The following is a 12911-nucleotide window of genomic DNA, read 5'->3' as shown; positions in this document are numbered from 1 at the left end:
GTTAGAAATCTAACATTTAAAAATCTAATAAAAGAAGGAATTATCATGGAAGAATTTGAAGTGAATGAATCAAATATTTACTATTTAAAAGAAAGTCCGATTCGTAAAGCCATCGTCCATTTATCGATTCCGATGATGATCGGAATCTCAGCGACAACAATCTACAATTTAATCAATGCATATTTCATTGGTTTAATCCACGATACGAACATGATGTCCGCAATTACCTTAGCGATGCCAATCACGATTATTTTAATGGCTGTTGGGAATATGTTTGGAGTCGGTGGAGGAAGTTTTATCACACGGCTGCTAGGCAGCGGTGATACTCAAAAAGGGAAGAAAGTTGCTGGCTATTCTTTCTACGCAAGTATCATTCTAGGGATAATCATCGGCATCGTAGCGATCATTTTTATGAATCCCTTTGTTCATTTGTTGGGTGCAGATAGTCAAACAATACTTTACACTAAACAATATGCAACCATTCTATTTGCTGGTGTTGCCGTCAGTATTGTTCTGGATGCCTTGCTGATTTTAGTCTTTAATCTGCATGTGATCGGTGCAGGAATCTCGATTGTGATCGCAAACCTTGCATCAACAACCTATTATGTATGGTTCTTGGAGAGTAAAAGTGAATCATTGAAGGGCTTCTTAAAGCATTTCAAGCTCTCGCTCAAGGATCAATTAGAAGTCTATAAAATCGGTGTTTCTGAACTGTTCAAATCGGCGTTTATGATTGTCACAACTCTATTATTGAATAATTTTTCTGTTCAATATGGAGACAATGTTGTTGCCAGCTTTGGTATCGCCGTTCGCATTACACAATTGCCAGAATTTTTGACGATGGGGCTATTTTTAGGTGCGATGCCGCTATTCGCCTATAGTTTTTCTGCTCATAATACGAAACGCTTAAAAGAGTCGTTGAAGGAAGTTTCATTGTGGATCGGAGGTATCTCCATTTTCTTCGCACTCATTGTTTACCTTTTCCGAGTGCCTGTATTGGGATTATTTACTAATGACCCACGTGTGATCCAAGTTGGGTTAACGATCTTGGCTGCGCAATTGGTCTCTTCAGTGTTTAACGGTTTTTCCGGTCTATTTACCGGCATCTTCCAGGCCTCTGGCTATGGCTTTCAGACAGGCGTAATGTCAACGATCCAAGGCACCTTTTTTATTCCAGTTGTTTTGCTATTGCATCACTTCTACGGATTGGATGGCTTGATCTGGTCAATGACAATTACAGAAGGTATCGCCTTTGTTGCTGGTGTGATTATGCTGATTCCTTACTTGAAGAAATTAAGTAAAAATGAACTGCCAGCTTTCCAGGAGCAATAATAAGATGAATTAAAGAAATACCTCGATATTTTGAGGTATTTTTTTGGCGAGTAGAAAACCATGGTATTACTGAAAAGTATTCTTTTAATTGTCATTTTCGTTATTAATAATTAAAAAGTAGGGTTTTGTAAGGAAGTAATTAAGCTGTCATTGCGGTATTATTTAAAATAAGGATTATTTAATAATATGCATTTTTGTTAGGGAGGAAAAATTGATGTCAACACAACCTTGGGCACTATCTCAGCTACAACTTTTTGTCACAAAACGGGAAAGATTAGAAAAAGCAATAATGAAAGCGTATACGTATTCGGATGACGCGGATACGGTTATTCAATACGTTGTTGCTGTCCTTGTACGAAATGCATTGTGCATTTCTGATTTTTCACTGATTTGTCAGGATCTAGTCCGAGAGATTCTGCTATTTGCTGAGCCGACGGACGTGTTGCGTAAATTTGCCCCGCTGTTTCGAGAATTCTTTGATAGTGGAAAAGAATGGGAGCAGGTGACTAGGCGTTTATATAAAAAGACAAAAGAATATCATCGCTACAATAATCGTGTGAGTGATTGTAAGAAATACTTATTTGCAAAAACAACCCCTATCGAAGAATTAAACGGTCAACAATATAAACTAGTATCGACCTTTGAGGATGCGATTGGAAAGGTTCATACGTGGAGTCTGCGGGATGCCGATAAGAATGCCTCAGCGATGAAAATTGATGCCGTATTAGAGTTGTTGAGCTCATTATCGATTTTTGAAAAAGATGGCGTTCGTCGATTCGTGAAGCTGGAAAACTCTGAAATTGACAATTGCACCCGCCATCTTAAAATTCGCAAAGGCGAAATTGTGGAGGAGTCTGCGCAAACTTCAGCGAGTCAGACAGAAGCAGCGAAACCTAGTTTTGATTTCAGTAGGATGAGTGAAGAAGAGAGACTACAATTAGTAGAAATGTTACTACCTGAAGGCATCGTATTAGCTGATACACGTAGTGAAGGACATAAAGAAAATCCTGACAATGAAGAGATAAGTCTACCCGAAAAGTCCATCGCCACGTCGCAAGAACCGGAGTCCACTAGCGGGGCAGTAACTTCTATAGTTGAGGAAACGCCTGAGCCTGTTGAGGAAAACAAGAAACCAAAGAATCCGCAATCAATCTACAAAAAGCCCAAAAGCAAGAAGCAAATAGCGATAGAAGAAAAAACTGATTTAATGAAAAGAAAGAATAAAGGCCAAAGTAATCCAAAAAAATCAAAAGATCGTAAGCGTAGACGAAGAAAATAGGGCGGTAAATTTTATTGGCTTAATCAAAAAAAAGCGTGCTATTTTGCACCTTTATTTGTTATGGGCAAATAACTTTAGAGTTAACTTGAATAACTTCACATTGCCGGCAATCTGTCGACCGTTGAAAATCGGAATTTCCTGTAGTTACGACAGCAGTGGCAAAGTGTTGAGATGACAAGGTTTTTGATTGAAATGATTGTTATGATTGCTTAGTAATGAGCATCTAAAGCAGAGATCGACAGAAATAGGTTACTAAAGCCTAGTGGTAACAGGTATAATTTAAGATGGGTAAATCTAAAACAGTGGAATGTAAATGACAAAGATTCTGCAAAGTTGTTAGCAACAATCAGGTCAAAATCTAAAATAGTGGAACGTAAATCTCATATGCCCTTGAACGCCTGCCCTTTTCGGAACGGTTCAAACCTAAAACGAATTAAAATAGCAGTTAGCGATGCTTATTATCTGAAAATCAAATCCATGGTCGCCGCCTACCCTACTTAACTTATTCAAGACACTTTCCAACATAGGAAGGTGTTTTTCTTTTCCCGTTCTTCTTTTATTCCTAAACTCTGCAACTTTCGTCCGAAACGTTCAAGATATTTGCTAGAATTAACAATAGAATAATTATTTTTCATGAGGAGAAGGCTTATGCAGGAGAAAACTAAGGTATTGGTCATTGATGATGATCAGGAGCTTTGTTCGATTATAGATCGCTATTTAAAAAATGCTGGTTACGAGACGCAACTTGTTCATACGGGTGCTGGTGGTCTGCAATTGGCACTGTCGGGTGATCATCATTTGATTGTCTTGGATATCATGCTGCCGCAAATTGATGGTATGAGTATTTTAGCGGAGATTCGCAGGCAAAGTGTGGTACCGATCTTGATGTTGACAGCTAAAAATGAAGAGGCGGATAAGATTCGGGGACTGCAATTGGGGGCGGATGATTATTTGACGAAGCCTTTTAGCATGGCGGAACTGATGGCGCGGGTTGAGTCATTGGTTCGACGCTATACGAAATTTAGTCGAGTAGCTGTTAATGAAACGGCGTTAGTGTTGAAGCATTTAACCCTTGATAGACAAACACGGATTGTTTTATTGGAGGGGAAATCGTTGGAGCTGACAGGAAAAGAGTTTGAGCTGTTATATTTTCTGGCATCTCACAAGGGGCAGATTTTTACGAAGCGGCAAATATATCAACAAGTCTGGGGCGCGGAGTATGCCTTTGATGATAACAACATTATGTCCTTCATCAGCAAGCTGCGGAAGAAGATCGAGCCAGATGTAGCGAAGCCGTTTTTTATTCAAACCGTTCGAGGTGTGGGCTATCGGTTTAATCAGGAGGGATAAATGATGTTGGTGTTGAGTATAATTTGCTTATTGCTGGCGGTAGTATGTTTGTTGCTGATTGTGAGGCTGCGGCAAAATAGACGTCAGATTGCACAAGCAATGGTTGTATTAGAGGATATCGGAGAGGGCAATCTCGATCGAAAAATTGTTGTGGATGAAAACTCTGATATAGCGGCACTTTGTTTTCGGTTAAATGAGATTGTTTCAGAAATCAAACAACAGCTTAGCCGCTTACGGGTTTCGGAGAATGAATATCGCAAGCTGATCACTAGCTTATCCCATGATGTTCGAACACCATTGGCTTCATTGATTGGTTATTTAGAGGCGATTACTGACGGTTTGGTTACAGAAGCGGAGCAGCAGGAGTATTTGCAGGCAGCTCAAACGAAGGCCTTTGAATTAGAAACCTATATCGACACACTTTTTGAATGGGTCAAGCTCGAATCTGGTGAACGGCATTATCACTTTGAAGCAACCGATATCAGTGAGCTGTTAAGAGAGATTGTCAGTGAGTGGATTCCTCGAATGGAAATGCGGTTTAGTTTTGATATCCAGATTCCTGAAAAGGAACTTCGTTGTACGATTGATGCAGCAGCATTTCGCCGAATCATTGATAATTTATTGGAAAATTGCTTGAAGCACAGTCGGGGAAACAGAGTGACGATTAGATTATTTGAGCAGGACCAGCAAGTACGACTGGAAATTTCCGACAATGGACGAGGAATCTCAGAACAACATTTACCAAGGATTTTTGACCGTTTATATAAAGGCGATGAAGCGCGCGGTTCGAAGGGCAATGGCTTGGGTCTGGCGATCGTCCAGGAATTAGTTACCGCGCATCATGGAGAAATCAACGTTTGCAGTAAATTAGGTGAGGGAACAAAATTTTACGTGACGTTACCTAAATAAACCAGAGAAAAATAAGGATTCGGCAAGGTTAGGACAAGGTAGCGCTGCTAAGCTAAAGGTATAGAAAGGATGGTCGCTATGGAAAAATTTATTGTAAAGACCGCCGCGCTGTCGAAGCGCTACAGCGATCAGATCGTTGTCAAAGATGTATCGATGTCAATTCCTAAAGGGAAAATCTATGGACTTTTAGGTCGGAATGGTGCAGGGAAAACGACGATCATGAAAATACTGTTAGGTTTAGCAAGTGCAAGCTCTGGGGAGGTCCGATTGTTTAACCAATCGCCAAAGAAGCATCCTGAAGTGTATTCACGGATCGGAAACATGATTGAAACGCCAAGTTTTTACCCTTATTTATCAGGTCCAGAAAATTTAAGTGTTTTTTCTAAGCTGAAAGGTCAGATTCAAAAAAGCAGTGTAGAAAAGGCACTGAAGTTGGTAGATTTATCTCGAGCAGGTCACAAACGCTTTGCCAATTATTCATTAGGTATGAAGCAACGTCTGGGGATCGCCAATGCCTTGATGAATGATCCGGAATTGTTGATTTTGGATGAACCAACAAATGGTTTGGACCCGATCGGAATCGCTGAAATTCGTAAACTATTGAAAGAATTAGCGGAGGTTCACGGGAAAACGATTTTAATCTCTAGCCATCAATTGTCGGAGATTGAGCAAATCGCTGATATTATTGGTATTTTACATGATGGTGCGTTGTTAGAAGAATGTGACATGAGCCAGATTGCGCAGCATAATCAACGCTTCATCCATATTACCGTATCAGATGTACATCAAGCGACTCGTTTATTAGAAGAGGAAATGCAGCTAACTAATTATTCGGTCGCTGAAAACAATACGATCAAAATTTTCGAATTCACTTACGAGCCGCAAGAGATCAATCACTTATTTGGGAAAAATGGAATTGAGGTTTCAAGTTTATTTATCGGTTCGGGAAATTTGGAAGAGCATTTCCGGGAGATTACGGGAGGTGTTGGCATTGCTTAATGTGATTTCTGCTGAATGGCTGAAGCTTAGGAGCAACAGAATCTTTACCGTATGTTCTCTGCTCACATTACTCACCTCAGCCTTCATGGTATTTAGGGATTTGGTCATTGTTGATAATCCACCTGAAAGTTACCAAATGTGGCTGCCTAGTATCTATATAGTTGTAGGGATGGTTTTATCCATTATGAGCGGCTTCATTATTACCTTCTTGATGCAGCGCGAGTATGAAGATCGAACCATCAACAATGTATTGACCGCACCAACCTCTAGAGGGCGATATCTTTTTGGAAAATTGGTGATTTGGTTTATCTGGTATCTTGGGACGTTGATCGGTGTGGTTACCATTTATACGATTGGCGGCTGGCTGATCTATCCGGATACTTTTGGTTTAACTGGAACAAAAATACTGGTTTCGACCTTGTTAAAATACTGTTTGCTTGGATTTGTTGCTGCTATCCCTTTATTAACGATTAGCGTTGTGCAACGGAAATTATTTTATCCAACGATCATGGTTGCGCTTGTTTTTACCGGAATCCAGACGTTTGCGTTGAATATACCCTTCAAATTTGCGCGAATCATTCCATGGTCAGCGGTGGTTGTTCAAAGCTTGATGGAACTGACTTTAAAAGATGATCTATTAACATTGGGGAGTATTTTTCTGACAGGTATCGTGGGTTTATTGGCGGCTTATTGGTTATTTAAGAAACAGGATTTGTAAAAAAAGGTTTCTTTTGTAGGCAGTGCACATCTGAAAACGCTATACTAGGTATATCAGAAGAATGAATAAGATAGTGAATCATTCTAACGTACGATCAAGGAGGAACTATGGAGAATAAGGTGTTGCAGCAGCGGATTGAAACCTTTAAAGTGTTCGGTGAGACGTTAAAGGGTGCGAAAGTCTATTTTCGCGAAGATTGGGGAGTACTTTATTTTGATTTGCAGGGGAAGATGTTTGGCATGATGAGCAACCAAGCAAGTGAGGATGCCATCATAACGCTGAAAAATCTACCTGAAAAAAATGAAGAGCTGCGAGAAATTTATGTTGGTATAGTGATTCCAGGGTATTACACGAATAAGAATCACTGGAATTCGATCAAATTGACGAGTGAAGAATTAACCGATGATGTCATCAAGCAATTGATCGAGGTTTCTTATCAACTGGTTTATCAGAAGCTGACAAAGAAACAAAAGGCGGAAATTGAAGGATAAAAAATGGCGCTGCGAATTATGCAGCGTCATTTTCATTTGTTTTTTCTGACCAATGTAAAGCCAAGTAGTAGCCGGTAATCCCCATCCCAATTAAAAAGCAGGCAGCGTCGAAGCTATTGACATCTGGCTTGAAGAGCGCATAAAGGATCACGACGACCAGCCAATTTGCAATTCCCCACAATACATTTGTAGAAGCGGAAGCAGGCTTTTTCCATGGAACATCCCATTTTTCTGCAGTGATCCCCTTAACAAAATGAGGAACGCCATTGGCAAACAACATGCCTAGAACTATACAAATAATCGAATCCATCGCAATGATCTCCTTCTAACGTGTTCATCCTGTAGTATACCTCTTTCACTCTAATTTTTCTCCCTATTCTTAAAAAAACTTATAGGCGGCTGAGCAGAGAATTTAACAGCAGAGAGAAATTGATGTTATGGTGGAAATGGTTAGAAAGAATTAAATTTAAAAAATATAAGGAGGAATTCACTGATGAAAGCACCATTGATTACTATGAATGATGGACACCAAATACCGGCAGTTGGCTTGGGTACGTATCAGATTCGCGGAGGGGAAGGTTTGGATCAAATCTTGACGGCGATTCAGGATGGCTATCGTCTGTTAGACACCTCCACCAATTATGATAGCGAAGGAATCGTTGGTGAGGCAATTCGCCGCTCAGGAATTCCACGTTCTGAATTTTTTGTGACGACAAAATTGCCAGGTAAATATCATCACTATGAGGATGCATTGATGATGATTCAGGAATCATTATTCCGAATGGGCTTGGATTATTTTGATTTGTATCTGATCCACTGGCCACTCCCAAAACGTGGCTTGTACGTGGAAGCATGGAAGGCTATGGTGACGGCGCAGAAACTAGGCTTGATCCGTTCTATCGGAGTATCGAACTTTGAACCAGAGCATTTAGATAAAATTATTGATGAGACGGGTGTGACTCCAGCAATCAACCAAATTGAGATCCATCCTTATTGGGTTCAGGAACGAATGGTAGAGGCCGATAAAGAGCGTGGAATTCTAACTGAAGCTTGGAGTCCTCTAGGGCGCGGCAGCGATGCACTGAAGGAATCAGTGATTACAGAATTGGCTGAAAAATATGGGAAAACTTCCGCACAAGTCATTTTACGCTGGCATGCGCAACGGGGAATTATTCCCATTCCTAAATCACGGAATTTACAGCACCAACGAGAGAATCTGGCTATTTTTGATTTTGAATTGACGCAAACAGAAATTGAACGCATCAATCTATTGGAAAAAGCCGACGGACGAATCGAAGGACAAGATCCAAATGAATACGAAGAGTTTGACTAAGCAGCATCGCTACTTTTTTGTATTATCTTTAATAAGAAGTTAACGCCAACGCTGCCTATTCTTATCTGGACAAAGTTTATTCTACGAACAATTAATTTTTCATTCAAAAACGTTTTCAATTGTGGCATACTGAAAAGTAAGAGGAAGCTGCAAGGAGGACACAATGAAAAAAGTAGTGGCATTGATGGGTGTGTTGGCGGCGATATTACTATTTTTTTGGTTCAATCAAAAGGGTGAAGTAGAAGAGAAGGTGACAGCGGATTTTTCGCAACCGGAACAAGTCGAACCGAGCGAAGATTTTTTTACTAATCGTGATTTGAATGAGCTGGAAATGGTGACCTATTCACGCCATCAAGAGATGATGGATGATTTGACTGGAGAGGGAAAGTTAGTCAGAAAGTCGACGCATAAGGAATTTGTTGGAGCAAAAGCGAACGGCGAGGATCTTTCTTGGACAGCCTATTTCGAAAAATAAAAAACGTTTTGATCAATTTTTTGATCAAGACGTTTTTTTGTTCTACAAGAATTAGATGAAGCTACAAATTCACCTGAGTAAATCGCTGAACAGAAATTTTATAGGTTGCCCACATCGCAACGATATAAATCAGGATTCCTGAGGCTAAAATTGGAAGTTGCTGTATTTGCCCATTAAAAGTGACTGAGTCCAACCATTTAAGAGCAGGGAAGTGGACGATTACTTCTAAGATTATTGCTAATAAGGTCGCTGGAAATAATCCCTTTAGAAAAGAAGCACCTACCTTATAACCAGTTTTAAAGTAAGTCGTTAGAAAAATCAAATTGAAGCAGGCGAAGATCATCAACCCAAACCCATAGAAGGCAGTATTTGCTTCAATCCCCACTGGATTAGGTTGTGAAAACAGCTGCAGGCGTAGAAAGGCAAACGGAATTGAAATCAAGATTGTCAGCAGCTGCGAAACAAGTAATACCAGCCATTTTCCCAAGACGACTTCCGCCTTTTTCAACGGCAGCAGGGTGGAATAATAGATATCATTGGTTTCACGGGTGTACATCAAATTTACAAAGTTCCCAATCAGACTAAAGAGAAAGACCATCGTATAGGGATAACCGGGAATTAACACCAGCGGTCCCATTAAGGTGAAGACAAATAAATTTGGGTGAGCCGCTAAGCGAATCTCCTTATATAGTAAGTTAGAAATCATAATGTTTTCCCTCCATTCGTACCATGATGTCTTCTAGGCTAAGAGCTTCCATTTCATCAGGCTGCTTCAAATACTGAAAATAATCGATAAATTCTTTTTTAGGCGCATCCTTGATCAGCTCACCTTCTTTGATATAAATGATCGCATCTGCACATTTCTCTAAATCCGATGTAATATGCGTAGAGAAAAGAATGCTTTTATCCCCATTTTTAACGATCTGTTGAAAAATTTCGAGCAGTTCATCTCGCGAAACCGGATCAAGACCACTAGTGGGCTCATCAAAAATAAATAGTTGTGCTTGATGCGAAAGAGCCAAGGCAATCAAATATTTGACTTTCATCCCAGCAGAAAGTTCTTTGACTTTTTTGTTCGGTTCCAAAGAGAAGAGCTTCAAATATTTTTGATAAGCGGTTTCATCCCAATCTGCGTAAAATCGTTTCGTAACTTTAGTAATATCTTTGATTTTCTTCTCCTTATAAAAATCGATGCCACCTAAAACAACGCCGGTTTTTTGTTTGCAGGAAAGCTCATTCTCTAAAAAAAGCGTTTCAAACATCCTGACATGTCCATGATCTAAAGGAATCAAGTTTAACAGTGCTTTTAAGATAGTCGTTTTACCTGCGCCATTGACTCCGATCAGACCGACAATTTTGCCTTTTGGTATTTGAAAGCTGACATTTTTCAATGAAAACATCGGATAATTTTTAGTAAGTTCTGTTACTTCAAGTAAATGCATCATGATTCCTCCTTTTGATCAAAAATATTCTCCATCATGTTTCCGGTCATCCGCATAAAGGCCTCACTATCAATCAAGGCAATTCCTGTAGAGGCAGGGTTCGTGTCCCCAAGAACAATCAATGTATCTCCTGTTTCGATATTGAGAAGGTCGCGGGCCTTTTTAGGCAGGACAATCTGTCCACGAGCTCCTACTGGAACGATTCCAAAGATGTGTTTGCCAGCCGGGCCAATCGGGATGCCTTCAGTTTCTTCATTATGACGAATCAAATCGGTTAATGTAACATCGTACAGACTAGCTAACGCATCGCACTTCATTACGTCAGGTAAAGAATCCCCATTCTCCCATTTAGCAACGGCCTGCCGAGATACCTCTAGACGTTCTGCCACATATTCCAAAGACCAATTATTTCGATTTCTTAATGATCGCAAGTTGTTTGCGATCGGATTATTCTGATTATTCATACTTTTCATCCTCCTTGATTACACTTTATCGTACTTAAATAGAAAAAAGAACCAACTGTTTATAACGAATTTGGTTATGCTTGGTTGCATTGATATCAAAGCTTTGAATAGGCAAGGTTCAGATAGGAGTGAGAAGGCGTAGTTATCATAAATTCAACTCCCTTGTGAAAAAAATACCTAGTCTTCTTGAAAGAGTCTATGCAAACTTCAAAATAAGACTACTTTAAAAAAAGAGCGCTGAAAAATGCGGCAGCTGACAACTCGGATAAGATTTTAAGAAGCGAGCAGTAGAGTGTTTTGAATTAATAGATGTATTCGATAGGTTCTGCTTACATATAAATGAACAAGCTGATTAAAAGACGAAATAATAGGGAGAACGTAAAATATAACAGTAAGAAGAAAAAGAGTGTTAATTATTAATTCATTATCTTTGGTAACTTATTGTTTTTGTCAAATTAAGGAAGGAAAGTTTAAATGAAAAAGAATGTTTTATTAATCAGCTTAACGATACTTTCTGTGTTCAGTGCCTCTACTGCTATCAAAGCAGAAGAAGCAACCCAAGAACAAAGCCCCATCGAATCTGGAGATAGTTCAACTTCAGCTAGTGAAAATAACAATACTATTTTTTCATCAAATTCAAGTGAACTTAATGGTCAAAATATAGAAAACTCTATTGAAAAACAAACGGTAGTGGTGAATGGTGAAGTGGTAGAATTGGAGCCTCCGGTTAAAGAAGGTCAGGCCGAAGCCAATGCGACCGAAGCGCCCAAAGAAGATTTAGACCAAGGAAACGCGCGGTCATTTAGGGCTGCTGCCTCATCCATTCCAATGTATCGTTTATATAATCCTAATAGCGGGGAACATTTTTACACGAAGACGGTGAGTGAGCGAGATCACCTGCGATCGGTTGGTTGGCGTTATGAAGGGATTGGTTGGCAAGCACCAACGAACGGAAATCCTGTTTATCGCTTGTACAATCCGAACGCAGGAGATCACCACTATACGTTACTTGCGAGCGAGCGCGATCATCTGAAGAAGGTCGGTTGGCGCGATGAAGGGATCTCTTGGTACTCGCCAAATTCAGGGATACCCCTATATCGCTTATATAATCCAAATGCCAAAGCAGGGTCCCATCACTACACACCGATTACTTCTGAACGAGATAATTTAAAAAAGGCTGGCTGGCGTTATGAAGGGATTGCCTGGTATGCGGTTGGCAATGGAGAACAGAGTCATGAGGATTATCGTTTGTTAGGTGTGCGAAATTATAATCAGTATGCATTAGGCGCACCAAGTGGCTGTGAAGGCGCATCACTACTACAAGCATTACAATACAAAGGCAAATTAAGCGGCTGGAGTTTGCGCTCGTTTTTAAATACCATTCCGAAGTCATCAAATGGAAATCCCAATAATGGATTTGTTGGTTCACCATTTGTTGAAAATGCGTATACTTATTCTGCTATCTATCCAGCACCGCTTACAACTTGGGGCCAAAAATATGGGAATGTTCAAAATATATCTGGTAGTTCAATGAATACCTTGATAAATGAAGTAAAAAATGGGAATCCTGTTGTGGCGTGGGTGACAATTAATTTTCAGCCAATTCGTTGGGGAAATTGGAGTTTTGGGGTTGCTGCAAATAATAACCATGCAGTCACTTTAGATGGGTTTAATAAGGCAGGAAATCAAGTACATGTGTCTGATCCGATCAGTGGCTCTTATTGGTTGAGTCGTACGACTTTTGAAGCGATTTATAATGCAAGAAAATTTGCGGTAGTTGTGAGATAGACTTATCCCTCAAGCTAAACAAAAAAACGGCCTACGCCGTTTTTTGTTTAGCTTCCACCCATTAGGAAGTCTAGAATGTTCCAGCCATCAGAAGTCTCACTGCGGTAAAGTTCGGTATAGCCGCATTGTTTACAACTGATAGTGGTAAATTTTTTGTTTTGAACATCGAAAATTTTGGCGAAGTTTCCGCCAGTTGCTTGGAACTGGTCAGAAGTATAATGTTGACACCCACATTTATCACAAACAAATTGTTTCCTTTCCATCTCTTTTCCACTCCTTTTTCATTTTCAAGCCGTATACAATCTAGCTATGTGTTTCAATCATTGATAGT

15 protein-coding genes are annotated in these 12911 nt (G+C 39.8%); 10 read left to right on the top strand and 5 right to left on the bottom strand.

All coding sequences use genetic code 11. The features are described 5' to 3' along the window. The first annotated feature begins 45 nt into the window (after positions 1-45). The 7 genes from IGI52_RS13565 to IGI52_RS13535 all read left to right on the top strand — a co-directional run bounded on the left by IGI52_RS13565 (position 46) and on the right by IGI52_RS13535 (position 7078). Positions 46-1332, top strand: coding sequence for an MATE family efflux transporter (locus IGI52_RS13565; RefSeq protein ID WP_311871688.1), 1287 nt, complete (start codon positions 46-48; stop codon positions 1330-1332). A 214-nt stretch (positions 1333-1546) separates the two neighbouring features. Then, entirely contained in the window at positions 1547-2611 is a 1065-nt protein-coding gene (locus IGI52_RS13560) for a glycosyltransferase (RefSeq protein WP_311871686.1), read from the top strand. A gap of 648 nt (positions 2612-3259) precedes the next feature. Further along, positions 3260-3961, top strand: coding sequence for a response regulator transcription factor (locus IGI52_RS13555; RefSeq protein ID WP_311871685.1), 702 nt, complete (start codon positions 3260-3262; stop codon positions 3959-3961). Next, a complete protein-coding gene (locus tag IGI52_RS13550) occupies positions 3962-4870 on the top strand; it encodes a sensor histidine kinase (RefSeq protein WP_321139490.1) in 909 nt (302 codons plus the stop codon). Positions 4871-4948: 78 nt separating this feature from the next. After that, positions 4949-5869, top strand: a complete 921-nt coding sequence (locus IGI52_RS13545; protein ID WP_207487550.1) for an ABC transporter ATP-binding protein — start codon at positions 4949-4951, stop codon at positions 5867-5869. 1 nt (position 5870) lies between these two features. Further along, a complete protein-coding gene (locus tag IGI52_RS13540) occupies positions 5871-6587 on the top strand; it encodes an ABC transporter permease (protein ID WP_225844368.1) in 717 nt (238 codons plus the stop codon). A 107-nt stretch (positions 6588-6694) separates the two neighbouring features. Next, positions 6695-7078 carry an MmcQ/YjbR family DNA-binding protein gene (locus IGI52_RS13535; protein ID WP_167494422.1) on the top strand — a complete coding sequence of 128 codons (384 nt, stop codon included), beginning with the start codon at positions 6695-6697 and terminating at the stop codon, positions 7076-7078. A 16-nt stretch (positions 7079-7094) separates the two neighbouring features. Here IGI52_RS13535 and IGI52_RS13530 read toward each other — a convergent pair whose 3' ends face one another. Next, positions 7095-7388, bottom strand: a complete 294-nt coding sequence (locus IGI52_RS13530) for a hypothetical protein (RefSeq protein WP_049218795.1) — start codon at positions 7386-7388, stop codon at positions 7095-7097. A gap of 183 nt (positions 7389-7571) precedes the next feature. On the opposite strand from IGI52_RS13530, the gene IGI52_RS13525 reads away from it, so the two are divergent. Next, the gene (locus IGI52_RS13525; protein ID WP_048721189.1) at positions 7572-8411 is read left to right on the top strand and encodes an aldo/keto reductase; all 840 of its coding nucleotides are present in this window, start codon (positions 7572-7574) and stop codon (positions 8409-8411) included. 163 nt (positions 8412-8574) lie between these two features. Then, positions 8575-8886 (top strand): hypothetical protein, encoded by a 312-nt coding sequence (locus IGI52_RS13520; RefSeq protein ID WP_311871680.1) that lies wholly within the window; start codon positions 8575-8577, stop codon positions 8884-8886. Positions 8887-8947: 61 nt separating this feature from the next. Here the strand turns inward: IGI52_RS13520 and IGI52_RS13515 are convergent, their stop codons facing one another. From IGI52_RS13515 to IGI52_RS13505, 3 genes are read right to left on the bottom strand one after another with little or no spacing between them, the layout of a single operon-like run. Then, positions 8948-9592 carry an ABC-2 transporter permease gene (locus IGI52_RS13515; RefSeq protein ID WP_311871678.1) on the bottom strand — a complete coding sequence of 215 codons (645 nt, stop codon included), beginning with the start codon at positions 9590-9592 and terminating at the stop codon, positions 8948-8950. Then, the gene (locus tag IGI52_RS13510) at positions 9582-10331 is read right to left on the bottom strand and encodes an ABC transporter ATP-binding protein (protein WP_218109306.1); all 750 of its coding nucleotides are present in this window, start codon (positions 10329-10331) and stop codon (positions 9582-9584) included. The genes IGI52_RS13515 and IGI52_RS13510 overlap by 11 nt, the downstream gene beginning before the upstream one ends. Beyond that, complete coding sequence (locus IGI52_RS13505; RefSeq protein WP_016179410.1) at positions 10328-10792, bottom strand: helix-turn-helix domain-containing protein; 465 nt, start codon at positions 10790-10792, stop codon at positions 10328-10330. Before IGI52_RS13505 ends, IGI52_RS13510 begins: the two co-directional genes overlap by 4 nt. Positions 10793-11266: 474 nt before the next feature. Here IGI52_RS13505 and IGI52_RS13500 point away from each other — a divergent pair, with 474 nt between their 5' ends. Further along, entirely contained in the window at positions 11267-12580 is a 1314-nt protein-coding gene (locus tag IGI52_RS13500) for a C39 family peptidase (RefSeq protein WP_227131669.1), read from the top strand. A 47-nt stretch (positions 12581-12627) separates the two neighbouring features. Here the strand turns inward: IGI52_RS13500 and IGI52_RS13495 are convergent, their stop codons facing one another. Beyond that, entirely contained in the window at positions 12628-12843 is a 216-nt protein-coding gene (locus tag IGI52_RS13495; protein WP_016179412.1) for a zinc ribbon domain-containing protein, read from the bottom strand. Positions 12844-12911: the final 68 nt, after the last annotated feature.

Origin of the sequence: Enterococcus sp. DIV0187, assembly GCF_051713785.1 — a bacterium.
GTDB classification, from domain to species: Bacteria; Bacillota; Bacilli; order Lactobacillales; family Enterococcaceae; genus Enterococcus_A; species Enterococcus_A avium.
The sequence above is the reverse complement of the archived record's forward strand: the minus strand, read 5'-3'. Positions and strand labels throughout refer to the sequence as shown.